At 62.5% G+C, this 26,216-nt stretch carries 26 protein-coding genes and 1 riboswitch; of the genes, 14 read left to right on the top strand and 12 right to left on the bottom strand.

Annotated features, from left to right (window positions below):
• Positions 1-174: 174 nt before the first annotated feature.
• Both I554_RS0112570 and I554_RS0112565 read left to right on the top strand, forming a co-directional pair.
• A complete protein-coding gene (locus I554_RS0112570; RefSeq protein WP_029659377.1) occupies positions 175-1,206 on the top strand; it encodes a hypothetical protein in 1,032 nt (343 codons plus the stop codon).
• A 180-nt stretch (positions 1,207-1,386) separates the two neighbouring features.
• On the top strand, positions 1,387-3,855 hold the full coding sequence (locus I554_RS0112565; protein WP_024574938.1) for an EAL domain-containing protein: 2,469 nt from the start codon (positions 1,387-1,389) through the stop codon (positions 3,853-3,855).
• Position 3,856: 1 nt separating this feature from the next.
• On the opposite strand, the gene I554_RS0112560 is transcribed toward I554_RS0112565, so the two are convergent.
• Together I554_RS0112560 and thrS are read right to left on the bottom strand one after the other, a co-directional pair.
• The gene (locus I554_RS0112560) at positions 3,857-4,420 is read right to left on the bottom strand and encodes a nitroreductase (protein WP_024574939.1); all 564 of its coding nucleotides are present in this window, start codon (positions 4,418-4,420) and stop codon (positions 3,857-3,859) included.
• A gap of 124 nt (positions 4,421-4,544) precedes the next feature.
• Positions 4,545-6,581, bottom strand: coding sequence for a threonine--tRNA ligase (thrS, locus tag I554_RS0112555; protein ID WP_024574940.1), 2,037 nt, complete (start codon positions 6,579-6,581; stop codon positions 4,545-4,547).
• Positions 6,582-6,766: 185 nt separating this feature from the next.
• Here thrS and I554_RS0112550 point away from each other — a divergent pair, with 185 nt between their 5' ends.
• The gene (locus tag I554_RS0112550) at positions 6,767-8,011 is read left to right on the top strand and encodes a hypothetical protein (protein WP_024574941.1); all 1,245 of its coding nucleotides are present in this window, start codon (positions 6,767-6,769) and stop codon (positions 8,009-8,011) included.
• Positions 8,012-8,116: 105 nt separating this feature from the next.
• Positions 8,117-9,220, top strand: coding sequence for an MFS transporter (locus I554_RS0112545; RefSeq protein ID WP_024574942.1), 1,104 nt, complete (start codon positions 8,117-8,119; stop codon positions 9,218-9,220).
• A 6-nt stretch (positions 9,221-9,226) separates the two neighbouring features.
• Here I554_RS0112545 and yidD read toward each other — a convergent pair whose 3' ends face one another.
• Positions 9,227-9,568, bottom strand: a complete 342-nt coding sequence (yidD, locus tag I554_RS0112540) for a membrane protein insertion efficiency factor YidD (RefSeq protein WP_024574943.1) — start codon at positions 9,566-9,568, stop codon at positions 9,227-9,229.
• Between the two features lie 304 nt (positions 9,569-9,872).
• Here yidD and I554_RS0112535 point away from each other — a divergent pair, with 304 nt between their 5' ends.
• A complete protein-coding gene (locus I554_RS0112535) occupies positions 9,873-10,829 on the top strand; it encodes a hypothetical protein (RefSeq protein WP_024574944.1) in 957 nt (318 codons plus the stop codon).
• Positions 10,830-10,833: 4 nt separating this feature from the next.
• On the opposite strand, the gene I554_RS0112530 is transcribed toward I554_RS0112535, so the two are convergent.
• Positions 10,834-11,292, bottom strand: coding sequence for an iron-sulfur cluster assembly scaffold protein (locus I554_RS0112530; protein ID WP_024574945.1), 459 nt, complete (start codon positions 11,290-11,292; stop codon positions 10,834-10,836).
• Positions 11,293-11,557: 265 nt separating this feature from the next.
• Between I554_RS0112530 and folE the strand changes: the two genes are divergently transcribed.
• Both folE and hisI read left to right on the top strand, forming a co-directional pair.
• A complete protein-coding gene (gene folE, locus I554_RS0112525) occupies positions 11,558-12,226 on the top strand; it encodes a GTP cyclohydrolase I FolE (protein WP_024574946.1) in 669 nt (222 codons plus the stop codon).
• A 46-nt stretch (positions 12,227-12,272) separates the two neighbouring features.
• Positions 12,273-12,701 carry a phosphoribosyl-AMP cyclohydrolase gene (hisI, locus tag I554_RS0112520; protein WP_024574947.1) on the top strand — a complete coding sequence of 143 codons (429 nt, stop codon included), beginning with the start codon at positions 12,273-12,275 and terminating at the stop codon, positions 12,699-12,701.
• Between the two features lie 3 nt (positions 12,702-12,704).
• On the opposite strand, the gene I554_RS27730 is transcribed toward hisI, so the two are convergent.
• Positions 12,705-12,839 (bottom strand): hypothetical protein, encoded by a 135-nt coding sequence (locus I554_RS27730; RefSeq protein WP_275450896.1) that lies wholly within the window; start codon positions 12,837-12,839, stop codon positions 12,705-12,707.
• Between the two features lie 153 nt (positions 12,840-12,992).
• Here I554_RS27730 and I554_RS0112510 point away from each other — a divergent pair, with 153 nt between their 5' ends.
• Both I554_RS0112510 and I554_RS0112505 read left to right on the top strand, forming a co-directional pair.
• Complete coding sequence (locus I554_RS0112510; RefSeq protein WP_024574948.1) at positions 12,993-13,976, top strand: transglycosylase; 984 nt, start codon at positions 12,993-12,995, stop codon at positions 13,974-13,976.
• A 90-nt stretch (positions 13,977-14,066) separates the two neighbouring features.
• The gene (locus tag I554_RS0112505; protein ID WP_024574949.1) at positions 14,067-14,792 is read left to right on the top strand and encodes a sulfite exporter TauE/SafE family protein; all 726 of its coding nucleotides are present in this window, start codon (positions 14,067-14,069) and stop codon (positions 14,790-14,792) included.
• Positions 14,793-14,832: 40 nt separating this feature from the next.
• On the opposite strand, the gene I554_RS0112500 is transcribed toward I554_RS0112505, so the two are convergent.
• The gene (locus tag I554_RS0112500; RefSeq protein ID WP_024574950.1) at positions 14,833-15,258 is read right to left on the bottom strand and encodes a VOC family protein; all 426 of its coding nucleotides are present in this window, start codon (positions 15,256-15,258) and stop codon (positions 14,833-14,835) included.
• Positions 15,259-15,327: 69 nt separating this feature from the next.
• On the opposite strand from I554_RS0112500, the gene I554_RS0112495 reads away from it, so the two are divergent.
• Complete coding sequence (locus tag I554_RS0112495; RefSeq protein ID WP_024574951.1) at positions 15,328-15,921, top strand: TetR/AcrR family transcriptional regulator; 594 nt, start codon at positions 15,328-15,330, stop codon at positions 15,919-15,921.
• Between the two features lie 142 nt (positions 15,922-16,063).
• Positions 16,064-17,614, top strand: a complete 1,551-nt coding sequence (locus tag I554_RS0112490) for a DUF2336 domain-containing protein (protein WP_024574952.1) — start codon at positions 16,064-16,066, stop codon at positions 17,612-17,614.
• 192 nt (positions 17,615-17,806) lie between these two features.
• Here I554_RS0112490 and I554_RS0112485 read toward each other — a convergent pair whose 3' ends face one another.
• From I554_RS0112485 to I554_RS0112470, 4 genes are all read right to left on the bottom strand, one after another.
• Positions 17,807-18,385, bottom strand: coding sequence for an Hpt domain-containing protein (locus tag I554_RS0112485; protein ID WP_024574953.1), 579 nt, complete (start codon positions 18,383-18,385; stop codon positions 17,807-17,809).
• An 8-nt stretch (positions 18,386-18,393) separates the two neighbouring features.
• Entirely contained in the window at positions 18,394-18,939 is a 546-nt protein-coding gene (locus I554_RS0112480; protein ID WP_024574954.1) for a response regulator, read from the bottom strand.
• A gap of 116 nt (positions 18,940-19,055) precedes the next feature.
• Positions 19,056-19,835 (bottom strand): NAD kinase, encoded by a 780-nt coding sequence (locus tag I554_RS0112475; protein WP_024574955.1) that lies wholly within the window; start codon positions 19,833-19,835, stop codon positions 19,056-19,058.
• A gap of 171 nt (positions 19,836-20,006) precedes the next feature.
• Positions 20,007-20,558: a tetratricopeptide repeat protein gene (locus I554_RS0112470; protein WP_024574956.1), complete on the bottom strand. Its 552-nt coding sequence runs from the start codon at positions 20,556-20,558 to the stop codon at positions 20,007-20,009.
• Positions 20,559-20,835: 277 nt separating this feature from the next.
• Here I554_RS0112470 and I554_RS0112465 point away from each other — a divergent pair, with 277 nt between their 5' ends.
• A complete protein-coding gene (locus I554_RS0112465) occupies positions 20,836-21,099 on the top strand; it encodes a hypothetical protein (RefSeq protein ID WP_024574957.1) in 264 nt (87 codons plus the stop codon).
• 133 nt (positions 21,100-21,232) lie between these two features.
• Here the strand turns inward: I554_RS0112465 and I554_RS0112460 are convergent, their stop codons facing one another.
• The gene (locus I554_RS0112460) at positions 21,233-23,482 is read right to left on the bottom strand and encodes a TonB-dependent receptor (RefSeq protein ID WP_244432744.1); all 2,250 of its coding nucleotides are present in this window, start codon (positions 23,480-23,482) and stop codon (positions 21,233-21,235) included.
• Between the two features lie 72 nt (positions 23,483-23,554).
• Positions 23,555-23,789, bottom strand: a riboswitch (cobalamin riboswitch).
• Positions 23,790-23,869: 80 nt separating this feature from the next.
• Between I554_RS0112460 and I554_RS0112455 the strand changes: the two genes are divergently transcribed.
• The gene (locus I554_RS0112455) at positions 23,870-24,301 is read left to right on the top strand and encodes a hypothetical protein (RefSeq protein ID WP_244432743.1); all 432 of its coding nucleotides are present in this window, start codon (positions 23,870-23,872) and stop codon (positions 24,299-24,301) included.
• Between the two features lie 19 nt (positions 24,302-24,320).
• A complete protein-coding gene (locus I554_RS0112450) occupies positions 24,321-24,797 on the top strand; it encodes a TspO/MBR family protein (RefSeq protein WP_024574960.1) in 477 nt (158 codons plus the stop codon).
• Between the two features lie 8 nt (positions 24,798-24,805).
• Here I554_RS0112450 and I554_RS0112445 read toward each other — a convergent pair whose 3' ends face one another.
• A complete protein-coding gene (locus tag I554_RS0112445) occupies positions 24,806-26,017 on the bottom strand; it encodes a serine hydrolase (RefSeq protein WP_024574961.1) in 1,212 nt (403 codons plus the stop codon).
• Positions 26,018-26,216 lie beyond the last annotated feature (199 nt).

The raw sequence follows: 26,216 nt of genomic DNA, 5'->3' as shown, positions 1-26,216 counted from the left end.
GACTGTAGCGCGGCCTGTCCGCGCGCAGAAGGCGTTATTCTCCCCAGGTCGGCCCGGGAAGGGCCGTCAAGCACCTTGTCAGGCTTGAATTTGCCTCGTTTTCGGTGAAAAACCTCCGCCATGACAGCCCCCGGACACCGCCGCAGGATAGCCGTGCGTGACTCGCGCACCGGCATGCCTGATGCCTTGCGCCGTCACGCATTGGCATGGACGTGCGCGCTGGCGGGGCTGATTGCCGTCGCGGCGCCGCAGCCCGCGTCTGCCCAGTTCATCGGCGATGCACCGCCGCCAATTCCCCCGGCCAACGTCCCTGTGCCGCCGACGCCTTCTGGCCCGGCGATCAGCCTCGCGCCGCCGTCCGGTCCTGCCGCCACACCGGGTTTGCCTGCAACCCTCACTCAGCCGCCGGTCACCACGGCAACGCCGCCGCAACCGGCAGCGACGCCATCGCAAGGTGTGCTCGCGCTCAATGCCCGGTTCGGCAAGGATCTGCCAGCCGTCAGCAGCGGCGTGATCTGGCGGGTCTATTCAGACAAGCCCGACGCCAGCGGCGCGTTCCAGCTGGTGCGCGAAGACCGCAGCCCGACGCCGAACATCGTTCTGGCGCCCGGCGGCTATGTCGTTCACGCATCGCTCGGTCTTGTCAGCGCGGTTCGTCCGGTCACGCTGCGCAATGATACCGTGCGCGAGCAGTTCGATCTTCCCGCCGGCGGTCTGCGCATCGAAGGCCGCGTCGGCACCACCAAGATCCCGCAGGGACAGATCACGTTCTCGATCTACAAGGGCAGCCAATTCGAAGTCGGCGAGCGTGCTCCGCTCGCGCAGAACGTCGCCGCGGGCGACGTGATGCTGGTGCCGGAAGGCACCTACTACATCATCTCGAACTACGGCGACGCGAACTCGGTGGTGCGCTCCGACATTCGCGTGCAGGCGGGCAAGCTGACCGACGTCACCGTCACCCATCGCGCGGCGGTCATCACGCTGAAGCTCGTGAGCGACAAGGGCGGCGAAGCGCTCGCCAACACCGCGTGGTCGGTCATCACGCCCGCCGGTGACGTGATCAAGGAATACAACGGCGCGTTTCCGAAGGTTATCCTTTCGGAAGGCGAATATCGCGTGATCGCGAAGAACGAAGGCAAGGTGTTCGAGCGGCCCTTCAATGTCAGCAACGGCGTCGACGGCGAGATCGAAGTCGTCGCGCGATAACATCGCTGTAGCAAAAGCGTCATAGTCTCTAAAACGCACTAACCATCAGACGACTTAGAACTTTCACAAATCACACATCCGCTGCATCGGCCCGCATTGTTTACGCAGCATTAAGTGCGCCCGCATTGGATACCGGCCGCTGACACGACAGAAAGCCGTGTCGATGGGGTGGGGTGCGTTGTGGTTGCCATCGCGAAATCGAAGACTTCAAACTCGGAATTGTTCAGCGACGTTTCGGTCTTGCGCCGCAAGTGGCAGGCAGCTCTCAAGCCCGGAAAGGATTTGCCGTTCTTTGAAGACGTGATGCTGGGCAGCCTTGGGCGCCTGGCCGATCATGTCATGCTCATCAAGGACGAGACCGCGCAGTTCAAGGTTTCCCGCGCCGGACGCTATGTCGAGCAATGGCTTGAAACCGAAGTTTGGGATACGGCGCTCGATGCGTTTCCACCCGACTGCGCGATGGTCCTGAGCGAGGCGGTGGCGAATGCACGGCGCAGCCGCAAGCCGCATCTGGCGGCGGCCCATTGCGTCCGCGACGGCCTCGTCCAGATTTACGATATCCTCGCGCTTCCGGTCGCCTCGCGCTGGGGCGGCACCATGACCAGCATCTACGTCAATCAGCGCGGCGCGCAGTACAGTCTGCTCGACGCAGTCTTCTCCGCCGCCGACGACGGTATCCTGTCGCTGGCGACCATCCGCGATGCCGACGGCCAACCCGCGGATTTCCAGATCGTCCATCTCAATCAGGGTACGGCGCGCCTGCTCAAGCTGCCGCCGGACGAATTGCGCTGGCACCGGCTGAGCGCCGGGACGCACGCTTTGTGTTCGCCGCAGGTTTTCCAGCGGCTGTGCGCTGCCGTCAAAGGCGGGGTGAGTGAGCAGTTCGAAGTCAGCGATCACGACAGCACGCTGAAGATCAGCGCAGCGCCGGTCGGCGACTTGCTGTCGCTGTCGCTGACCGACGTCACCGATCTCAAGCGGCGTGAACGCTCATTCCGCCTGCTGTTCGACAGCAACCCGATGCCGATGTGGGTGTTCGATGTCGAAACCCGTCGATTCCGCAACGTGAACGACGCGGCTCTCAGTCACTATGGCTATGACCGCGCGACATTCCTGTCGATGTCATTGCAGGACCTCTGGCCGAGGGACGAATGGGAAGAGCATTCCCGCGCGCTGGTCGGCGTCGGCGAGGTTTACCATTCGGGCCGCAACTGGCGACACCTGAAGGCGGATGGCAGCGAGATCGAGGTGCTGACATTCGGCCGCCGCGTGTCGTTCGAGGGACGCGACAGCTTCCTCGTCTCCGCCGTCGACATTACCGAACGGCGCAAGGCGGAAGCCCGCATCGCCTACATGGCGCACCATGACGGACTGACGAACCTCGCCAACCGCGTCATGTTCCAGGAGCGCCTGCGGCAGGATCTCGAGCGCAACCGTCCGTCGAACAAGCGCGTCGCTGTGCTTTGTATCGATCTCGACCTGTTCAAGAACGTCAACGACTCGTTCGGTCATCACACCGGCGACAAGCTGCTGACGCTGGTGGCCGAACGTCTTGCGGCGGATGCGCGCCAGGACAATCTGGTCGCCAGACTTGGCGGCGACGAATTCGCCATGATCCTCGGCGGCGACCTGTCGCCGAACGACGTCAGCGCGCGTGCAATCGAGATTATCGAGACCCTGAGCGAACCATACGAGATCGACGGCCTTGAAGCCGTGATCGGGGCCAGCATCGGCATCGCGATCGCACCCGGCGACGGTGACACCGGCGAAGAGTTGCTCCGCAATGCCGACATGGCGCTCTACCGCGCGAAGTCGGAAGGCGGCGGCGTGCATCGCTTCTTCGAAAAGGAAATGGACCGTCACGCGCAAATGCGCCGCGACATGGAGATCGACCTGCGCCGCGCGCTGGCGACCGGCGAGTTCCAGCTTCACTATCAGCCGCTGGTCGATCTGGCGCAGGACCGCATCGTCGCGTTCGAGGCGCTGCTGCGCTGGCATCATCCGGTGAAAGGCATGGTCTCGCCCGCCGACTTCATCCCGGTCGCCGAGGATATCGGCCTGATCGTTCCGCTCGGCGAATGGGTGCTGCGCGAAGCCTGCATGCAGGCGGCGGCGTGGCCGTCGGATATCAAGGTCGCCGTCAACCTGTCGCCGGCGCAATTCCGCAGCCGCAGCCTCACCCAGACCGTGTTCAGCGCGCTTGCGCAGTCGGGCCTGTCGCCGCTGCGGCTGGAGCTCGAAATCACCGAGTCGATCTTCCTGGCGGACAGCGAGGCCAATCTCGCGACGCTGCACCAGTTGCGCGATTTCGGCGTCCGCATCTCGATGGACGATTTCGGCACCGGCTATTCCAGCCTGAGCTATCTGCGCAGCTTTCCATTCGACAAGATCAAGATCGATCGCTCCTTCGTGCGCGACCTTGCGGAGCGGCCGGATTGCGCCGCCATCGTCCGCGCGATCTCGAGCCTCGGCCGCAGCCTCAACATTTCGACGACCGCGGAGGGCGTCGAGACGATGGATCAGCTCGACAGATTGCGCGATGAAGGTTGCACGGAGGTGCAGGGCTTCCTGTTCAGCGCCGCGCGTCCGGCGTCGGAGATCGCGGCGCTGCTCGGGAAGTTCGGAGACCGCGCGACAAAGGCGGCGTGAATTAGAACCTCGTCACGATATCGCTGAGAGCTGGGCGGGGCCGGTCGTCGGTGGGCCGCTCGGACTTGCCGATGTGAATGAAGCCCGCGATCTTCTCGTCCTCGTTCAGGCCGAGTGCATTCAGCACATCGCGGTCGAATGCCATCCAGCCGGTGAGCCAGTTCGCGACATAGCCGAGCGCGTGTGCGGCGTGAACGATGTTCATGGCGCTGGCGCCCGCTGACAGTTCCTGCTCCCACGGCGGCACCTTGGGATGCTTCGATGTCTTGCTCACCACGGCGATGACGAGGGGCGCGTGGGTGAACCGCTTTTTTTCGGTCTCCACCTGATCCGGCGTTGCGGTGACATTCTTGGCGCGGAAGACTTTCGCGAAAATCTCGCCGGCCTTCGCGCGCGCGTCGCCTTCAAACACGATGAAGCGCCACGGGACGATCTTGCCGTGATCGGGCACCCGCGCGCCGATGGTGAGAATGGTTTCAAGTTCAACAGGCGAGGGGCCGGGACCGGTCATTTCGATCGGCTTGAGCGAACGGCGGGTTTTCAGAAGGTCGAGGGCATCGGGCATGTTGTATCCGGGCTATGGGTGCATCATGGCGATGCGCGCCGCTGATATCGGAAATCCGGGCCGCGATAACAAGGTTTGCAGTTTATGAGGCCTCTAAAGAAAGGAAGAGGCCTCATAAATGTTGTCAGCCCTGCGCCCGCTTCAGGTCCGGCGGCAGCGCTTCATAGGCCAGCGCCTTGAGCGCTTCGTCGAGCGGCAGCACGGTCTGGCCTTCGCTGCCGAGGCGGCGGATCGAGACCATGCGGCCTTCGGCCTCCTTCTTGCCGACCACGAGCAGGGCAGGAACCTTCGCCAGCGAATGCTCGCGAACCTTGTAGTTGATCTTCTCGTTGCGAAGATCGATCTCGGTGCGCAGTCCGGCCTTGCGGCATGCGGCGAGCACCTCGCGCGCATAGTCGTCGCCATCGGACGTGATCGTGGTGACGACCGCCTGCACCGGTGCGAGCCAGAGCGGGAAGTGACCGGCGAAGTGCTCGATCAGGATGCCGGTGAAGCGCTCCAGCGATCCGCAGATGGCGCGATGGACCATCACCGGCGTCACCTTGTTGGAGTGATCGTCGATATAGAACGCGCCGAACCGGCCCGGCAGGTTGAAGTCAACCTGCGTGGTGCCGCACTGCCATTCGCGGCCGATGGCGTCGCGCAGCACGTATTCGAACTTCGGTCCGTAGAACGCGCCTTCACCCGGATTGATCGAGGTCTTGATGCGGTTATGTCCCTGCGCCGCGATCTGTTCGAGCACTTTCGCCATCACCGCTTCGGCGTGATCCCACGCTTCATCGGAGCCGACGCGCTTTTCCGGCCGGGTCGAGAGTTTCACCGTGAGTTCACCGACGAAGCCGAAGTCTTCATAGGTCGACAGGATCAGGTCGTTGATCTTGAGGCACTCTTCCGCGAGCTGATCCTCGGTGCAGAACACGTGTGCGTCGTCCTGCGTGAAACCGCGCACGCGCATCAGCCCATGCATCGCGCCCGACGGCTCGTAGCGATGCACGGTGCCGAATTCGGCGAGGCGGATCGGCAACTCGCGGTAGCTCTTGAGGCCATGCTTGAAGATCAGCACATGGCCGGGGCAGTTCATCGGCTTGATCGCGAACCAGCGCTTGTCTTCCGCTTCGTCGCCGGCCGATTGCGCCGCGAACATGTTCTCGCGGTACCATTCCCAGTGACCCGAGGTTTCCCACAGCGACTTGTCGAGCATTTGCGGCGCGTTCACTTCCTGATAGTCGCCCGCAAGCCGCCGGCGCATATAGGCGATGATCGCCTGAAACAGCGTCCAGCCCTTCGCGTGCCAGAACACGACGCCCGGACCTTCTTCCTGGAAATGGAACAGGTCCATCTCGCGGCCGAGGCGGCGGTGGTCGCGCTTCTCGGCCTCCTCAAGCTGCTTGAGGTAGGCGTCGAGCTCTTCCTGCTTGGCGAACGCAGTGCCGTAGATGCGCGTCAGCATCGGATTGTTGCTGTCGCCGCGCCAGTACGCACCGGCGACCTTCATCAGCTTGAAGGCGTTGCCGACCTTGCCGGTCGACGTCATGTGCGGGCCGCGGCAGAGATCGAACCATTCGCCCTGCTTGTAGATCTTTAGCGACTGGTCTTCCGGAATGGCGTCGACCAGTTCGATCTTGAAGGTCTCGCCCTTGTCGGCGAACACCTTCTTGGCGCGATCGCGTGACCACTCTTCCTTGGTGAAGGGTGCATCCTTGGCGATGATCTCGCGCATCTTCTTCTCGATGGCAGCGAAGTCTTCAGGCGTGAACGGCTCGTTGCGGAAGAAGTCGTAATAGAAGCCGTTGTCGATCACAGGACCGATGGTCACCTGCGTGCCGGGCCACAGCGTCTGCACGGCTTCCGCCAGCACGTGCGCGGCATCGTGCCGGATCAGTTCCAGCGCACGCGGGTCGTCGCGGTTGATGAATTCGATTTTTGCATCGCGCGTGATCGGGTCGGCGAGATCGGACACACCACCGTCCAGCGCCATCGCGACGGTGCGCTTGGCGAGCGAGGGCGAGATGCCCTTGGCGATGTCGAGGCCGGTGGTGCCTTTGGGGAATTCGCGCTCTGCGCCGTCCGGGAAGGTGACCTTCACTTTGTTGGTCTCGACGGGCTTCAGGTTGGCGAGGCTGTACTTCAATGCAGGCGCGGAAGGGTCTTTGTCGGTCATGTCATTCTCCTGTGGCTCACTCCTGCGAACGGGCGCAGGTAAGCGGTGAGACACGGATATAGCAGGCGGCCGCCCGAGTGCAACAGCGGTTGACATGGCGCACGGGGATCGGACCGGCGTTTACGGTGCCTGACCGCCTTGCTAGGCTGACTGTATTCGCATCCGTTTTTAGTTCGGTCATCGAAATGAAAGCCCGCATCATCGCGCTCGCAATGGGGCTCCTGGTCGTGTCGCACGTCGCGGTCGCGGCGCCGCCGCCGGTTCCGGATATTCCGGGTCATGCGTCGAAGCTCAGTATTTACATTGCAAAGGGCGCGGCAAATTCCTGCGGGCAGGGATGCGATCGCTGGATTGCCGTTGAGGGCAAGGTCGACGTCGGAGCCGCGGCGCGGATTCGCCAGTTTCTGCGCAAGACGAAGAGTGCCGAGTCGCTGCCCTTCTATTTTCATTCGCCCGGCGGTGCGTTCAGGGATGGCCTTGCGATCGGACGGATGCTGCGCGCGCGCAATGCTGTTGCCAGGGTGGCCAAGACGATCGTCGGCGCATGCGCGGCCGGGACCCAGATCGACGAGGCCTGCCTCAAGCTGAAAAACGCGGGCGGGGAGCTTGAAGCCACGCTGATGACACGCGGGGCGATGTGCAATTCCGCCTGCAGCTATCTGTTCCTCGGGGCGACGACGCGCGAGGTCGCGCCCGATGCCGCGCTGGGCGTTCACAGCTCAAGGATCATCCTGCGGTTCACCGGGAATCCGACGCCGCGTCAACAGGCGGAAGTGATGGCAAACCGCCGCAGCCAGTCTAATCAGGAGGCGTCGTCGTTCGTCAAGGCGATGGGCATCAGCCATGAGCTTGTCGAACTGATCAGGACCATTGCCTTTGAGAGCGGACACGTCCTGACGCGGCAGGAGCTTTATCGCTTCGGCATCGACAAGCGGGAATTGGTGGAGACGGGTTGGGCGCTGGAGACGAAGGCGCGGCCTTTCGTGCAGAAGTTTGCATTGCTCAAGAAAGCCAACGACGAGTTTCGCACGCTTGAGTGGCGGCTGTATTGTGAGCCAAAAGACCGCGCGCGGCTGATGTTCATACGCCAGTTCGACAAGGGGGCGGGCGCCAGTTCGATCGCCATGGTTGCCGGTTCCGAAAAACCGTTGACGTTCGGAACGCATCCCGCGCGGGTCGGTGCACACGAGGCGTGGATTGCCGTCATCAAATCCGACGCAGTCAAGGATCTGTTTGCCGAGCCTCGTCTTCAGGTCGGGGAAAGCGCATCGATGCCGGATGGCAAGACCACGAAAGCTATGTTCGAGATCGACACCCAGGGTCTCGATAATGCTTGGACGCAGCTTTCGGCAACGTGCCTCACCAAGGCACCCGCCGCTACGCCGGCCGTGACCGCGCCGGCCGTTCCGGTGCCTGCGGCAAATCGCTGATCGAAGGTCCGTCGTTCGTCCCGTACGGCATGGCTTTCATGCAATTGCATTTAACCGTTCGTGTGCTAACAACGTGGCGTGAAACGTTTCGCCCCCACAGCCCTGATGCTCGGCAATTTCGTCACCGGCGTGAGTATTCTCGCGCCGGCGGGGATGCTGCCGGAGCTGGCGCAGGAATTCGGCGTCTCGATTCATGAAGTGGGATTGCTCATCACCTTCGGCGCGCTGGTGCTTTGCATCGGATCGCCAGTGTCCGCGTGGCTGACCTCTGCTCTCGACCGGCGGATTTTGCTGTCAGTGACCGTGGCGATTATCGCCGCGGCGCAGTTCGCATCCATGGTTGCACCGAACTACGCGACGCTCATGGCGGTGCGGCTGGTGATGCTGGCGGTCGCCGCACTGTTCACGCCGCAGGCCGCGGGCACGGCCGCAATGATGGTGCCGCCGGAGCGGCGCGGCAGCACGATGTCGTACGTGTTTCTCGGCTGGTCGCTGGCGCTCGCGGTGGGGCTGCCGCTGATTGCCTATGTCGCGAGCCATATCGGATGGCGCGTCGCCTATACCGGCATCGGCATTATCGCGTTGCTCAATCTGGCGATGCTGGTCTGGCGGATTCCGGCCGGACTTGTGGGTGCGCCGGTCGATCTCAAGACGTGGAGCGATATTGCGCGAAATCGGCTGATCGTGCTGTTGCTCGTCATCACGGTGCTACAGACATCCGGGCAATTCGTGGTGTTCACCTATCTCGGGCCGCTGTTCGCGAAGCTCGGCGGCAGCGCTCAACTTGCGATCATCGCGTTCAGCATCTACGGCGTGATGGGTTTCATCGGCAATGTGATCGCCAGCCGTGTTGTCGATAGCTGGGGGCCCTATCGCACGTCGCTGACCACGATCGCGCTGCTGCTGTTCGGAATTACAATGTGGGCGCTGGGCGCGGGCATCGTGCCGCTGATGCTGGCGTCGATGATCCCGTGGGGCACAGCGTTCTCATCGGCCAATTCGATGCAGCAGGTCCGGCTCGCCGCGGCGGCGCCGCTGTTCGCCAGCGCCACGGTGTCGCTGAACACCTCGGGGCTTTATATCGGCCAGGCTATCGGTTCGGGGATCGGCGGCTTCCTGTTCGCGCACGAAATGTATTATGCGATCGGCTATGTCGGCGTCGCTTTCCTCGTGCTGGCGCTGATCACGGTGATTATCTCACGGCGGTGAAGTGATTTATTTGTCAGTGCCGTCATTGACGCCGCGCCATCGCGCATAGCGCCACGGCAGATACCAGCGCGCATCGGTGCGGAGTGTGCCCGGCACGTTGTCGATCCCCGAAGTGCCCCATGGCTGACAGCGCAGCAGCCGCGCCAATGTCATCCAGCCGCCGGCCCACAAGCCGAACCGCCCGATGGCTTCGTCGCCGTAAACCGAACACGTCGGAAGATGGCGGCAGTTGAAGCCGACCAGCGGCGAGAGCGTGTGACGATAGATCCAGATCAGGCCGCGGCCTGCGTTGCGCGGCAGATTTTGAATCCCGCCTCCGCAATCGGGACATCGGGCCGAATGTTTCATGTCATTGCCTCGACGGCTAATGTGTCAGCGTTGCGCATGTCTGCCGGGTTCCGTGACGGTTTTCTGAGCGCTTGGCGGAATCGTCGTCACGCAAATGATGAGTTCCCGCGCAGGGAACCGCAACACATTGTCTTTCGCGCCACAGTTCCACAATTATCGCACGATTTTGACTGCGCCGCAGCAAAAGTGGAATAGACGCGAATCCTTTGCGCGGATACGTTTTTTCATAACGCCCGTGTGACAGGATTCGTCCTTGCGGGATGGGGCCGATGCCGTTGTCGATTGGGGCGGGGAAGGAACCACGTTGTTCGTCGTGAGGTCGCTAACATGGAGCGGCTGGGCGCGGCTTTGCGCCACCGCAATCTGTCTTGCCCTGCCTGGCTCCACCACGGTCAGCGGGACTGTTGGCGCGTCCACGACGCTCGAGGAACGCAAACTCCCGATGAGTTTCAGATGGCATGCGGCGCAGCCGGCATGTGCGCAGGATTGCGCCGGCTGGATCGGCGCTGTCGGCGTCATTACGTCGGACACGCCAGCGAAGTTCGAGGAATTTAAGAGCAGCCGCGATCTCAAGGGCAGCACGGTGGTGCTCGATTCCAGCGGCGGGTCGGTGCTGGACGCCATCTCGCTCGGGCGGCGCTGGCGCGATCTCGGTTTGCGCACCACGGTCGGCATCGTGATTGAAAAGGAAATCACCGGCGGCGTCGCACGCGGCATCGTGCCTGATGCTTACTGCGAGTCGATGTGCGTGTTCCTGTTGCTGTCGGGCAAGACCCGTTATGTGCCCGAGAGCGCGCATGTGCGTGTGCATCAGATCTGGATGGGCGATCGCGCCGACGATGCAAAGGCTGCGACCTATTCCGCGGACGATCTGATGATCGTCGAGCGCGATATCGGCCGTCTCGCGAAATACACCTTCGACATGGGCGGCACCGGTGACCTGCTGTCGCTGGCGCTCAGTGTCCCGCCGTGGGAGGCGTTGCATCGCCTGTCGGCGGATGAGTTACGCCTGACCAATCTCGTGACGACGGATGCTGTTGCCGACGTCAAGACGCTGTCCGACGATGTCGTGGGAAGCGTGAGCCCGAAGGCGCAGGACCGCGTTGTCAGCGCGCCGGTGATTGTGAGCGCACCTGCTGTTGTCCCGGTGATCCCCGATGTCTCCGACAAGGGCATGCGGCCGGTGCCCGCGGGGACCAAGACGGCCGAAGCGCATGCGCCGACCGGCGGCGCAGCTCTCGTTACTTCTGACCGGAAATAGCCCGTCAGCCTTGCGCCGGGGCGAGGGTGCCTGCGGCTTTGGCCTCGATCTGGCCAATGGCATCCACCACCGCATCGAACGTCAGCAGGGTCGAGGCGTGGCGCGCCTTGTAGTCGCGCACCGGCTCCAGCATGGCGACATCCGCCCATTTGCCTTGCGGCGGCGCGCCGTTTTCCTTGAGCATCCTGCGCACGGTTTCGCGCAACTCACGCAGCTCGGCGGCGTTGGAGCCGATCACATGGCGCGCCATGATCGAGGAGGAGGCCTGGCCCAATGCGCAGGCCTTCACGTCGTGGGCGAAATCGCTCACCACGCCGTCCTGCATTTTGAGGTCGACCTTCACAGTCGAGCCGCACAGCTTGGAATGGGCTGTCGCGGAGGCGTCCGGGTCGGCAAGCCGCCCGAGGCGCGGGATATTGCCCGCCAGTTCGATGATCTTCTTGTTGTAGATGTCGTTCAGCATGGCGGTCGAATTTCGCTCTTGCATGAGACCCCTGCCGCGCTCCGCCCTTGGCGGTCACGGCCCTGAGCCTATATAATGGCCATAATGCAGGAATAAACCGCCTGCATTTCAGCAATGCACGGAAATATAGACGGTTTTTCCTGCGATTTGCTGCAATCATGCAGGCTAGGCGTCCGGCGGCTGAGTATCGCTGCCGCGGCTGCGGTGACACTCCGGCCCCTCCGTCGAGGTTACAATGGACCCGGGCCGGTCGAACGGAGACGAAATGGACGCGATCATCAAGCCGATCCGCACCGGCAAGCCGGCGGAAAAATCCGAAATTCCTGCTTCCGACTACATGGCGTCTGCCATCGACCCCGGTCTGGTTCGTCCATCCCGCAGCGAGGCCGAGGCGGCTGCAAAGACGCTTCTGGCTTACATCGGCGAGAACACCAGCCGCGAGGGCCTGCTCGATACGCCCCGCCGCATGATCGAAGCCTATGACGAACTGTTTCAGGGGTATGCCCAGTGCCCGGCGGAAATCCTCGACCGCACGTTCGGCGAGACGGCCGGCTACGACGATTTCGTGCTGATGCGCGACATCAACTTCCATTCGCACTGCGAGCATCACGTGATGCCGTTCTACGGCAAGGCGCACATCGCCTACGCTCCGGTGGACCGCGTGGTCGGCCTGTCGAAGCTGGCGCGTCTGGTGGATGCTTTCGCCCATCGTCTTCAGACCCAGGAACATCTCACCGCGCAGGTCGCCGGTGCGATCAACGCCATCCTCAAGCCGCGCGGCGTGGCGGTGGTGATGGAAGCCGAGCACACCTGCATGTCGGTGCGCGGCATCGCCAAGGCGGGGACGAAGACCCTGACGTCGCGCTTCACCGGCGTGTTTCAGGACAATCCTGAAGAACAGGCCCGTTTTCTCAACATGGTCCGTGGCGTATAAGCCTTCGAACGAAGGCGTCCGCGCCTTCCTTTGACAAGGTAACGCCGTGACTTCATCACACACACACTCGCATGACGTCGAGGAAGGGCTGACGTTTCAGCCCAAATTCGACGCGTCCGGCCTCGTGACCTGCGTGGCAACCGACGCCGGCAACGGCGACGTGCTGATGGTCGCGCACATGAACGACGAGGCGCTGCGCAAGACCATCGCGACCGGCGAGGCCTGGTACTACAGCCGTTCGCGCAAGAAGCTCTGGAAGAAGGGCGAAAGCTCCGGCCATGTGCAGCGTGTTGTCGAGATGCGGATGGACTGCGATCAGGACGCCGTGTGGATCAAGGTCGAGCAGGCAGGGGCCGCGTGCCATACCGGCCGGCGCTCATGCTTCTACCGCGCCGTCACCGGTGAGGGTGGCGAGGCGAAGCTGACGTTCGTTGACGCCGACAAGGTGTTCGATCCCGCCAAGGTCTATCGCTAGACCTTAGTCTTTCCTGAGCCGGCGCTTGGCCCGTTGATCCTCGATGCTCCAGAACAGAGCGGTCGACGCGACCAGCAGGCTAGCGATCAGCCCCAGGAAAGCCCATGTCGCGTCGGCTATGCTGAGTGCGTTGATCATGCTCAGGACAATGCAAAGGATGGACCTTCGGTCATGCCGAACCCGCATGGCTGCTGCATGCCGGGCGAAGGACGGCGCGCGCTTCGGGAATTAACGCCCCGTTAACCATAAATGGGGCAGGTTACGGTTGGTTCCTGGGGAGCGGGCACCATCATGGCTGTCGATACTTCAAGCATAACGACCGGGCTTGATTCCGCGCGCGCGAAAATCGCGGGCACGATCAAGAATGCCGCCAGCGCGACCGGCGCCAGCTTCGAATATCTGATCTCGGCGGCGAAGATCGAATCCAATCTCAACCCCAGCGCGCAGGCTTCGACCTCGTCGGCGCGGGGGCTCTATCAGTTCATCGAACAGACCTGGCTCGGCACGGTAAAGGAGGCGGGAGCTACCTTCGGCTTCGGCAAATATGCCGACGCGATCACGAAATCCGACTCGGGCCGTTACTCGGTCGCCGATTCTGCCACGCGCGATGAGATCCTGAAGCTGCGCGACGATCCCGCCGCCAACGCCGCCATGGCGGGTGTGCTGACCCAGTCCAACAGCTTCAAGCTGACCGGCATGATCGGCCGCCGACCGACCGACGGCGAGCTGTACATGGCGCATTTCATGGGGGTGAGCGGCGCATCGCGGCTGATTTCGAGCGCGGAGGGCAATCCATACGCGTCCGGCCCGGCGATGTTTCCGAGCGCCGCCGCCGCCAACCGTTCGATCTTCTACAACCGCGACGGCAGCGCGCGCAGCGTCTCGCAGGTCTATTCGGTGCTGACTTCGCGCTACGATGCAGCGGCGAATTCCCCGACGGCGCGCACCGCCATGGCCGCGGCTGGCGTCACGCCCGGCTCGCGCATGGCGGCGGCGCCTGTCGACAATGCAGCGTATCTCTCGAGCTTTCCGCAAGTTCGCGCGCCTGCCGAGGCGCCGGCCCAGGTCGCGGCGCTGCAAACGCCCGCTCAGCCGGTTTTCCGTTCGCTGTATCAGACGGGCGATCGTCCCGAGCCGGTGTCCAATACGGTGCGCGAACTGTGGGGCAACAACACGTCGATCACGAACCCGCTGCCGGCGGGCGCGGCCACCCGGACGGAGGCCCCGCAGGGGCTTGGGTTGTTCAGCGATTCGACCGGCGTTTTCAGCGGCTAGGCTTCGCGCCAACTCTTCCGGGGAAGATCGCGGTAGGCGACTCGCCGCAGGTTGACATAGCTTCGGCGGTCTCATCGCCGGATCTGCACCTTGATCTATGCCTTCATCCTTATCGTCGGCCTGATTGCCGGTATTCTCGGCGGCATTGTCGGGACCGGCACGTCGATCATGCTGCTGCCGGTGCTGGCCTATTCGTTCGGGCCGAAGCAGGCGGTGCCGATCATGGCCATCGCCGCGATCATGGCGAACATAGCGCGCATCCTCGCATGGTGGCGCGACATCGATTGGCGCGCGGTCGTTGTTTACGCGGTTCCCGGCATACCGGCCGCCGCCCTTGGCGCGGGAACGCTGCTCGCGCTGCCTTCGGGCTTCGTCGACATCGCCATCGGTGCGTTTTTCATTTTGATGATACCGTTCCGCCGCTGGATGCATGCGCGCCAGTTCACGCTGCCGCTGTGGTCGCTTGCGATCATCGGTGCGGCGATGGGCTATCTCACCGGCATTGTGGCATCGACCGGACCGATGACCGTCCCGATCTTCGTATCCTACGGGCTCATCAGAGGGCCGTTGCTGGGAACCGAAGCGGCCGTCTCGCTCGCCGTCTACATCAGCAAGGCGATCACGTTTCAGCGGCTCGATGCTCTGCCGCCCGACATCATCTTCAAGGGACTGATTGCCGGATCATCGCTCTTCGTGGGCGCGTTCATCGCCAAGCGTGTGGTCATGCACATTAACGCGGCGAACTTCCACTATTTGATGGAGGGCCTGATGCTGGTTGCAGGCCTGTCGATGTTCTGGAGTGCGTTTCAGGGTTGAGACCTTGATTCAACTCTGAAACGCAGACCGTTGATGCGACTCACGTTGGCAGTGAATCCTTTGCATAAAGTTCCGCGAATTCCGCGCTGGGCGGGATCGGCTTGATCACATCGATCAGCACACCGTTCGGGTCCGATGTGATGAAGTGACGCTGCCCGAACGCCTCGTCGCGGAGAGGGATCAGGATGGGCAGACCTGCGGCCTTTGCCTTGGCGTACATCTCGTCGGGGTCTTCGACCTCGAAGTTCAGCAGCAGGCCCGACACCCGGCCGCGGCCGGTCTCCGGGATCGTCTCGTGGGTGCCGTCGAGGACCGCGAGGTTGACACTCGGGTCGGCTTTCGAGCGCAGGTGGACGTACCAGTCGCTGCCGAAGGCCTCCTCGAAGCCGAAGTGGGCCTTATAGAAATCGGCCGTGGCGGCCACGTCACCGGTCATGATGACGGGATAGTAGCTGGTGACTTTCATGGTGGTCATCCCTTGCAAATCAACATACAGTCTGTATGTTTCTTGGTAAATAACATACAGGCTGTATGTATGCAACATCGCAAACCGGACGAATTGCCGCGCTCCAATCGTGACCGCACGGAAAAGACCCGGGCCGCCCTGATGCGGGCGGCGAGGACGCTGTTCGTCGAGAAGGGGTATGCGGAAACCTCGACGCCGGAAATCGTCGCCGCGGCGGGCATTACGCGCGGCGCGCTCTACCATCACTTTGAGGACAAACGGGCGCTGTTCCGGGCGATCGTTACCGGGGAGGCGCTCGCGGTCGCGGCGGCCATCGAGCAAAGGGCGCTCGCGGGTTTGTCTCCGATCGATGCGCTGGTCGAAGGAAGTTCGGCCTATCTCGATGCGATGCGCGTGCCCGGCCGGACGCGGTTGCTTCTGATCGAAGGGCCGTCGGTTCTCGGGCAGGCCGAAATGAAAAAGCTGGACGAAGAGAATGCGGAGCGCACGCTGCGCAGCGGGCTCGAAGCAGCGATGGATACGCGAGGCCTGCCGCTTGCGGCGCTGGCCGATCTCCTGTCGGCAGCGTTCGATCGCGCGGCGCTGGCGATCGATGCCGGTGAAGATGCTGCGGACTACCGGGCTGCCATTGTCGCGTTGATCAGGCGCGTGGTGGGACGCTGAGTCCGCGCGTTCAGCGAGGTTAATGAAACCTCAACAAACACAGCCGTTTATGGTGAACGTTTTCTTAAGTGTCATGGTTTACGGTTCGTAACAGTGGCGTCGCGTCGCGGTGCCTTGGCATGTTGCGTAAGCCGGAACACCCATGATCGTTCGGCAGTTTATTAGTTGGGTTCGCACAGCTCCCGCGGGGGAGCGCGCAGAGGCGACGCGGTGTCTGGCCCGCGCCTGGCTCGTTTCCGATTTGTCGGAAGACGATCGCGCCGCCGCTGAAGGCGCGCTGCTGATGCTTCTCGATGATGGCTCGCCGCTGGTCCGGCAGGCGATGGCGGAAGTTTTCGCACACTCACTGGATGCGCCCGCCGCGATCGTGGCGGCGCTTGCTGTCGATCAGGCCTCGGTGGCGGTTCCGATCCTCGAACACTCTCCGTTGCTGCTCGACTCCGATCTCGTGGACATCGTTGCGACCGGAAACGCCAAGACGCAGTGCGCCATCGCGCGCCGTTTCGATCTGCCGCCGTCGGTCTGCGCGGCGATCGCCGAAGTCGGCTGCGCCTCGTCGGTGCTGGAACTGATCGAAAATCGCGCCGCGCAGTTTGCGGATTTCTCGCTGGCGCGCATCGCTGAGCGGTTTGGCCATCTCGCCGCGATCCGCGAGTCGCTGCTGACGATAGATGAATTGCCTGCCGCGATCCGGCTGACGCTGGCGCAGAAACTCTCCGACACGCTGACGCAGTTTGTCACCGCACGCGACTGGCTGAATCCCGATCGTGCCCGGCGCATGGCGGGTGAGGCGATGGAGCGCTCCACGGTCAACATCGCGGCGCAGGCGCGCGGCGCCGATATGACTGCGCTGATCGGCCATCTGCGATCCATCGGCCAGCTCAATACAGGGCTGATCCTGCGCGCGCTCTTGTCGGGCAACATCGAACTGTTCGAGGAATCGCTGGTCGAACTGTCCGGCATGCCGCGCAGCCGCGTGGCCGCGATTGTGCACGATCGCGGCGGCGCCAGCCTGAACGCGCTGCTTGCCAAGGCCGGTTTGCCGGAATCGACTTATCGCGCCTTCCGCTCGGCGCTCGAGGCTTCACATGAAGTCGGCTTCGTCGGCACGGTTGCCGGCGCGACGCGGCTTCGCCGCCGCATGGTCGAGCGTGTGCTCACCCAGTGCGAAACCGCCGAAACGGTCTCCGAACCGCTGCTGATCCTGCTTCGACGCTTTGCAATGGAATCGGCGCGGGAGGAAGCGCGTGTGTTCTGCGACGAACTGGCCGCCGACGATTTTGTCGGGGCGCTCAGCGCGCATGCAGCGGAAGAGGCGGGCGGCTACGATGCCTATCAGGCTGACGACGCCATGAATGCGTATGACGCCGACGATGCTTACGAGACGTCAGAGGACTACGAGATCTACGACGCGGAAGATACTTACGATGTTACTGCGGTCGACCCGCAGTATCGCGACAGTGTCGAGACCACGCGCTATATCGATGACTACGCCAAGGATGAATATATGGTGCAAGACGTCTATGCGGTCGCGAATTCCGATCCGCTGCATTATGACGATATGCGAACCGAAGATGACGCTCGACATAACGACGCGTCAGTCCATGCCTTTGTCGATACTGCCATGGATCGGTATGACGGGTACGATCGCTATGAGCGCGATTATGACTATGACCGGCGCATTGCGGCGTAGTATTTTGAAAATCGCCGAAATCTAGCTTGAGCCGTCATCCTTCGAGGCTCGCCGCAAGCGCGGCTCGCACCTCAGGATGACGCGCTATCGTGCAAGATGAATCCCGGCCTTCGCCGGGATGATGCAGAGGGTGTTGACAGGGCGGGTCGCTCTACGAAGCGGCGAGTTGCCAGAGCACTGATCGCGAGTCGCTCAGGCTTCCGGAACAATGCTCGGCGACATGATCGCTTCGAGATGCTCGGGGCGGTCGCGGTTGACGTGGATCAGGTATTCGTCCGCGACGCCGCGCAGCTTCTTGCTCAGCTCATCCGCCATGCCCACGGCATTGATCTTGGACTGTTCGCGATAGATCGCCTGAATCGCGTTGACATGGTGCTTGATCAATTCGCCCGGCACCTGAGCGAGATCCGGCGCGTGTTCGATAATTCGGCACAGGCTTTCCGCCGCGGCAGCGGCGGTGGGGAAGCCGAACGTCGCAGCGCCGCCCTTGATGTCGTGCGCCGCGCGGAACAGTTCCTCGCGATTTTCGCCGTTCAGTCCGTCGCGCACGATCGCTGCATGGGCATTGCTGAGCCGGTCGCACTCGATCCGCATCCAGTCGTTGAACTCGCCGGACAGGCTGGCGAGCGCCTGTTCGGCGCGAGCGACCGGATCGTCGAACTCCTTCTCTTCTGCGTAGCGAACCATCTTGCGCAGCGGATTGGGCTGCGAGATGACCTGATGGTCCGCGAAGGTATCGACCTTGATCTCGGCTGGCGGTTTGCGGGCCATGGGTGCTCCTAGTTTCCGGAACGCGCTTTGTCGAGCAGCGAGGGCTGCTGCATGACTTCGGCTTTGCCGCCGATGCGCCGTTCGACGCCGATGTAGGCCGCGTTGGGATTGCGCCGGCGGTCCGGACCGAAATAGTTCTTCGTCTTGATGAAGGGCCGGGGATTGGCCACCACATTGAGGATGCGCTGGTAAAGTCCCTTGGCGGAAATCGGCTTCGCCAGGAATTCAGTGACTCCGGCATCGCGCGCCACCATGACGCGGCGCTTCTCCGAATGGCCGGTCAGCATGATGATCGGCGCGTAGGGATTCCCCACGCCTTCGGGCTGGCGGATCATCTGCGCGAGTTCGAGTCCGTCGAAAATCGGCATCGACCAGTCGGTGATAACGATGTCGGGGACGTAGTGGGAATACATCTCGAGCGCGGTCGCGCCGTCTTCCGCTTCATAGACTTCGCGCGCGCCGAACGAATGCAGCAGCGTGCGCAAAATTCGGCGCATATGCGCATTGTCGTCGCATACAAGAAACCGCAGCTTGTTGAAGTCGATGATGAACATGCGCAGCCCGAGGTGGCGCACCCGGAAAACAGGGTACACCTCGCATTAACTATATGCGGCCGCCGTTAACGAATGGTTATCCAAGACGGCCGGGCAGGGGCAGAACGAGCTGGGGGTCAGAACCCGAACTGCTCGCTCAGAATGCGCTCTTCCAGGCTGTGGCCGGGGTCGAACAGCATGCGGATCGAGATGGTCTTGTCGGCGATAATTTCGACCCGCTGCACGTCGCGGGCCTCGTCATGGTCGGCGACGGCGGCGACCGGCCGCTTGTCGGATTCGAGAACCTCGAACACGACGAACGCGGTGTTGGGCAGCAGCGCTCCGCGCCAGCGGCGCGGGCGGAACGGGCTGATCGGGGTGAGCGCGAGCAGGGCGGCATTGATCGGCAGGATCGGCCCCTGCGCCGACAGATTGTAGGCGGTCGAGCCGGCAGGCGTCGCCACCATGATCCCGTCCGAAATAAGCTCGGCCATGCGCTCATGCTCATCGACCAGGATGCGCAGTCGCGCGGCCTGGTGGGTCTGACGGAACAGCGAGACCTCGTTGATGGCGTGATGGATATGCACCTTGCCGTGAACGTCGGTGGCGCGCATCAGCAGCGGATTGATCACGGTGAGCTTTGCGGCTTCCAGCCGTTCGACCAGCGAATGCTGGCTGAACTCGTTCATCAGGAAGCCGACGGTGCCGCGATGCATGCCGTAGATCGGGATGCCGGACCGCATGTGCCGGTGCAGCGTTTGCAGCATCAGGCCGTCACCGCCCAGCGCCACCACCACATCGGCCTTGTCAGAGGGCTGGTTGCCATAGGCCGCGGTGAGCTGGGCGAGGGCCTGCTGGGCCTCATTGCTCGGGCCTGCCACGAAGGCAATCCGCTCATATTTTCTCGGCTTCGTCATATCCGGATCAGCCCCTGGGCGCGCATGTCCTGACGCGCGGGCTTCGTCTATACGAGGTTTTCCGGTGTTGTCGAGGCGCGATCAAGTCGCGCAAAACAGCCCCGCGTGGCCGAAATCCGGCTCGCGGGGCTTGATCTCCCGGTTAACCAGGGCGGCTAACCATATGCCTGGTCAGTAGGACGTCCGGCCGGTGGTCAGCGCCGAGGCCAGCGATTGATATTCGGGGCTGTCGCGGCCTGCGAGGGTTTCGATCCGGGCGAGGTGATGCTTCGCCTGTTCGCGGTTGCCCTGTTCGACCTGCCACAGACCATAATACTGCCAGGTGCGGACGTGGCTCGGATCGGCCTTCAGCGCGCGCTCATACCAAACGCTGGCAAGTTCATAATTGCCGAGCTTGCGATACGAGTATCCGATCAGATTGGCGACATCGGCGCGGTCGTCCTGTCCGAGCGCCTTGAGCTGATCGATCGCGGATGCGTATTCGTTGCGCTCGTAGATCGTTGCATAGGCGGCACGATAGCCCTGGAGGAAGGCAGGATCCTCGATCGACGATTTCTTTTCGCTCTTTTTCTTGTTGTCCTTGGACTGCGACTTGGTGTCGGAGGCGGGAGGGGGCGCGGGCGTATCGGAACCGGCGGCTTGTGCCAGATTAACCGCGGGTGCCGCGACAAATGCCGAAAGAAGAAGCGCCAGAGATATTTGCCTGATGGTCAAGTTGCTCATGCGTAGCCTCCGTTGATCCACAAACACGATCCTATGCTTGTTTGTACGTCTTAAACACCTGCCGGGTTCAAACATTCCTCCGATGGCCCGTCATAATTCCGGCGATTTTCAGCCGATCTGCCGCGCCCGGCGCATAACGAAACTGTCATCCAGATGAACGAAAGCCCATGACGCGCTTCAGATTGAGTTCAGCGCGGCGGTCCTAGCGTTGTTGCGACGATCGGTTACCCGGCCATCCGACCGGCCACCCCCGATCGCATAACGACAGGAGAGACCCATGCTGAAGATCATTTCTGCCGCCCTTGTTGCGGGTTCGATGATTGCCGCCCCTGCAATGGCCGCCACCGTCATGAAGACCGAAACGGCGCCAGCCGCCAAGTCCGAAACCCTGAAACCGTCGGTTGCGAATGCCAACGCGAAGGTGAAGGCGAAGAAGATCAAGCATCAAAAGGCGCACAAGAAGACCGGCACCGTCGTGAGCAAGAAGCATATCTCGTCCGCGGCGCCTGTGAAGCACGTTGCCGTGCAGAAGAAGGGCTGATCCTTCTTCATTGATATTTCCGTGACCGCTATTGCATAGCCCCCGCATCGAAGCGGTTCATGGAAAGAAGAACGGCCTGCACTCATCGCGAGATGGGCGCAGGCCGTGCTGTTTTGCGGCGGTTCTGCTGGAGTCAGAACGTCATGCCGGCTTTCACCAGGAACATGCGGCCGGGAAGCGGGTAGATCGCGTAAGAGCCTGGCGTGAACGCGCTGGCGATGCCGTAGTCGTAATACTGGGCGTCGAACAGGTTGATAACAGCCGCCGACCAGAAGAAGCGGTCGATCTCGCCGCTCAGCTTCAGGTCGATGGTCGCGTTGGCGCCAATCAGACCCTGTGTGTTGGCCTGATCGTTGTCGAGACGGCGGCTGCTCCAGAAGCGTGCGCTGGCATCAAGCACGGCGTACTTCTGCCAGATGTTCCATGTGAATCCGGCGCTTCCTGAAAGCCGTGAAACAAGCGGCACGTCCTTTCCGGCAAACTGGCCTTCCTCGAACACGGCGCGCGTGTAGGCGAAACCACCCCTGAGCCTGAACGCCTCGTTGATCCGCAGCGATGCCTGAGTCTCGGAACCATAGCGATGCGTCGGATCGAGGTTGTAGTTGTAGAACGCGACCGGATTGTAGTGGATCTCGTTCTTCAGATGCATGTCGTAGTAGCTGGTCTGGATATCCAGCGGACCGCCGTGAATGCGAATGCCGCCTTCGACATCGTAGGACGTTTGCGTCTTCAGCTCGAAGTTTTGCGGAATCGGCGGAAATGGGAAGGCCCCTCCGAACGCCGGTCCGGTAACGACGCGCTCATCCACGTTGGGTGTGCGGAAAGCTCGCGCAGCACGGCCGAAGACGGCGAAATTTTCGTTGAAGCGATGTTCGAGCCCGACATGCAGGGCGTGGTTGGTCTCGTCCTTGTCGAGAGGCGTCGCCTGAGCCAGCAAGCTGCCTGCCGGCGCGGTGGGATCGTACTTGTCGCGTGCCTTCAGGCTGAGCTGCTGGATGCGTCCGCCGTAGGAGAAGTCGGTGCTCGGCAACAATCCCAGCGTTTGCTGCCAGTAGCCGGCAATGGTCTGCTGCGAGAGGTTGTAGACGTGATTGGGCGGATCGGAGATCGTGTACTGGCGGTTCGAGCTGTAGCGCGCATCGTAGTAGTCGAGGCCGGTCAGGATGCTCGACGTCACGCTGCCGAACGTGTTCTTCATGCTGAGGCGCGGCGTGATCGACCACGTCGTCAGATCGGAGTTCACATAGGCGTAAGGAAAACGATCGCCCGGAAACGACAGCACATAGTTGGGATCGCCGAAGAAACCCGCCTGCTGCTTCTTGTTGCGGACGCCGCCATCGACGATCAGCTCCGCGCCTGCCCACAAGGATTTTGTGAAACCCGCAGTGGCGTTGACGCCTTGCTTCTTGCCGTAATCGTTCGGCGTGGTCGTGCCGCGCAGATCGAGCAACTGGTTGGTGAAGTTGAAAAAATCGAGAGTGTACATGTTCGCGCGCGTGCCGGGAAAGCCGAGCTGCTGCCGGTCGCCGGACAGATTGAAAAATGCGCTGAACTCAGGCGTGGTGTAGCGGATCTCGCCGACCCCGTTCTGCTGGTCGAGCTTGTTGTTCTTCCGGTATCCGTCCGAATGAACGGCGTTGCCGAACACTGCGGACGACCATGGTCCCGAGTTGGTGCTGAACGAGCCATTGCCTTCGCGCTGCCCGTAAGAGCCCACACCACCCTCGATGCGCCCCGCGATCGGCTTGCCGATGCCCACGCCCGTTTTGGTGATGATGTTGATGACACCGCCGACGGCGTTGTCGCCGTAAAGCACAGCGCCGCTGTTGCCGCGCGTGACTTCGATGCGCGCGATCGATTGAACCGGGATAGTCGAGAGATCGACGCCCTGAAGGTCGGCCTCATTGAGACGGCGGCCGTTGATAAGGAACAATGTGTTGGACGACGCAAAGGCGCCGAACCCGCGAAGATCGACGACGGAGCCGGTACCGTTCACCGCGCCGTACAGATTCGTGAGTTGCACGCCCGGAATGGTCGCGAGCACATCCTGAATCGTCTGGTTGGGTGAACGTGCGATGTCTTCGGCGGTAATGGTTGCTGTCGATGTGCCGACGATGCCGCCATAGAGGCGGCTGGCGTCGACGTTGATCGGCGGCAACGGGCTGCCTGCGTCCTGCGCAAGCGTAGGGCTTACCAGCGCGGTGCCCGCGAGGCATGCCGCTGCGAATGCCGCTTTTGGAAAGAGAGATTTGGAAAATTGTGTCACGTTGAAGCCCCGCCGATGCATGTGATCGCGGAGGCGCGGTAACAACGCGCAGACATGACGGTGCGGCGGCAGGTTGCTGCCGCCATACGTTCCGTCCTGACTGAGGAAACAGGCCATCGGCCGAACCTCCGCAACAGTTACGTCACGTCACCGCTGCGGAAAGCCGCCCCTTCGCACGCCCCGTGCGACGGAAGGATGACCGGTACAGGCAGGTCTCCTGGCTCGCGGATCGTCGCCGTTGCCCGCCTTCCCAAGCCCGGCTGAAAAGCCTTCGCTCAGTGGCCTATTGGACAACGGCTCACCGCTGACAGTTGCGGGGGCAGCTTCGGACTGGCCGTGCAAACTTCACCTTGATGAGGCCGCACGGCGGCACCGAATTCCCTATTCGCCAGCTTGCGCTGGCACCTGTGCCGTGGTTGCAATCAACCGGCGAGGGGTTGCCTTGTCAATGACACAATGTGCAAGAAACCCAAGGGGATGCCTCAGGCCGTGGACTTCATCGGAATGCGTTGCAAATTGGTGACATATGCGAGGAGCACAGCGCTGGCGCTGGTTGCGCTCGGTCTCGCCGGTTGTGCATGGACCGGCGGAAGCGACGGCCTGTCCTACACCGCCGACCGCGGCATCGAGAACCAGCCGTATCCGGCGAACTACCGCCCCGAACTGCTGGCCCTGCTGCGCACCTATCTGAATGACCCGACCGGCATACGCGAGGCCGGGATTTCAGAACCGGCGCAAAAGGAAGTTGGGGGACGCCGCCGCTATGTGGTGTGCGTGCGTTTCAATGCGCGCAGTGCCGGGCGTTACGCCGGCGCGAAAGAGCGCGCGGGCGTATACATCGACGGACGGCTCGATCGCATCATTGAAGAGACCGAGGATCTTTGTAAGGGCGTCAGCTACGCCGCGTTTCCCGAGCTGGAAAAGCTGACGCGGTGAGCGTCTACGGAGGGGTGTCATGACGTCGAAATCAGCCGGGCGGTTAGCCCTCTGCCTGCTGCTGTGTCTCGGCGTCGGGATTCTCGAATCATATGTGACGCGGCCCGAAATCCCGGGGTGGTATGCGGCGCTGGCAAAGCCGTGGTGGACGCCGCCGCCGGTGGTTTTTCCAATCGCGTGGACCATTCTCTACATTCTGATGGCTGTTAGCCTGTGGCGCCTGTGGGATCGCGCGGCGCCGTCGGCTCCGCGGGCCACGGCGATCACCTGGTTTCTGATTCAGCTTGCGCTGAACGCGGCGTGGTCGCCAGTCTTCTTCGGATGGCACGGCACGCGCACCGCGCTCGTTATCATCATCGGCCTGTTGATCGCCATTGTGATGACAATGATCGCGGCTTCGCGCGCCGACAAGTCCGCTGCCTGGCTGCTCGCGCCGTATCTGGCTTGGGTCGCCTACGCGACCACGCTGAATGCCGGCGTGGTCGCGATGAACTAACCGACGTCCTATGAGAAGTGCCGGACGATCGCGTCGAATCCCCGCCGCCACGCGCGGGTCGCCTCGATATCGAGCGGGATCGGCTCGGCTGCGACGCGGACAATCACCAGTTCGCTGATCGGATCGATATAGATGTACTGTCCGTGAATGCCAAGACAGCACAGCGTCCGCCGTTTGCGGTCGATCTGGTAGAACTTGCTGCGATAGGCCGCATCGGGAAACAGTTCGGCGAAATCGCCGCGCGCCCAGGCTGCCGGATCGCCATTGTCGTTGATGTCGTCGATCCACCAGCCGGGAATGACCTGCCTCCCGTGCGCGACACCGCGCTGCCGGATCATTTCGCCAAAACGGGCGAGGTCGCGCGGCGCGGCGCAAATGCCGCCGGCGGCGCGCATCGCGCCTTCCGGATCGAGCGTGATATAGGCGTCGGTTTCCGCGCCGAGCGGCGTCCAGAGATATTCGCCAAGCAGATCGGACAGGGCGCGGCCCGCCGCGCGCTCATAGACCCAGCCGAGCATGTCGGTGTTGGTCGAGACATAGTGGAATGCGTGGCCGTGGGTTTTGCCGTCGGGTTTCTGGGTTCCGAGGTATTCGCGCAGCGCCATGGTGCTCTGGCCGGGCTTGATCACGTCCCATCCGACTGCGCGGCGATAGCGCGCGACATCGCCGTCCGGATCCACATAGTCCTCGGTGAAGGCGATGCCGACCGACATGTCGAGCAGGTGCCGCACCGAGCAGCCGCCATACACTGACGAAGAAACTTCAGGCACGTAGTCCGTCACCGGACGGTTGGGATTGAGAAATCCCTTGTCCACGAGAATCCCGCCGAGCGCGCCGCAGATCGATTTGCTGACCGAGAACACGATATGCGGCGTCGTGGCGTCCATGCCGCCTGCGTACCACTCGGCTGCGATCCGGCCCTTCCGGAGCACAACAAATCCCTTGGTGTTCGTCGTGCGCAATGCCTCGCGGAGCGTGGTCGCACCCTTGCTGCCCTCAAAGGCGATGCCGCCGATTTCGATAGGCGAACTTTCCAGTGGAGCGGGGTGTTTCGACGCCGCGATGTTCGCGGTCGGCAGCAGGCGGCGGACATTGTGAAAGCCCCAGTCGCTGGACGGCTGGGTGCGCCAGTTGGCAAGCGTCACTAGATTGTCCCGCGCAGGCGGGAATTCGGTCATCAGATTTTTTGCGAGACTCTTTGCGGTCGACTTGGCTGACATTCGTTTCTTCTCCAGACACCGATTCAATTGGCTGAATCGTTGATTGTTGTTTTGGGCGCGGCCGGGCGTGTTGATCGCCTTGGCGGGAGACCGCGCGCGCTCATTGTGCGTTTAAATCGGCGCATGACAACACTGCGCCGCACAACCCTCCGCCGGAGATCGGGAGAATCGGACTCGGAACGGGAAAAACGGCAAGGGG

It is taken from the genome of Afipia sp. OHSU_II-C1, assembly GCF_000497575.1.
Taxonomy (GTDB): Bacteria; Pseudomonadota; Alphaproteobacteria; order Rhizobiales; family Xanthobacteraceae; genus Afipia.
The sequence above is the reverse complement of the archived record's forward strand: the minus strand, read 5'-3'. Positions and strand labels throughout refer to the sequence as shown.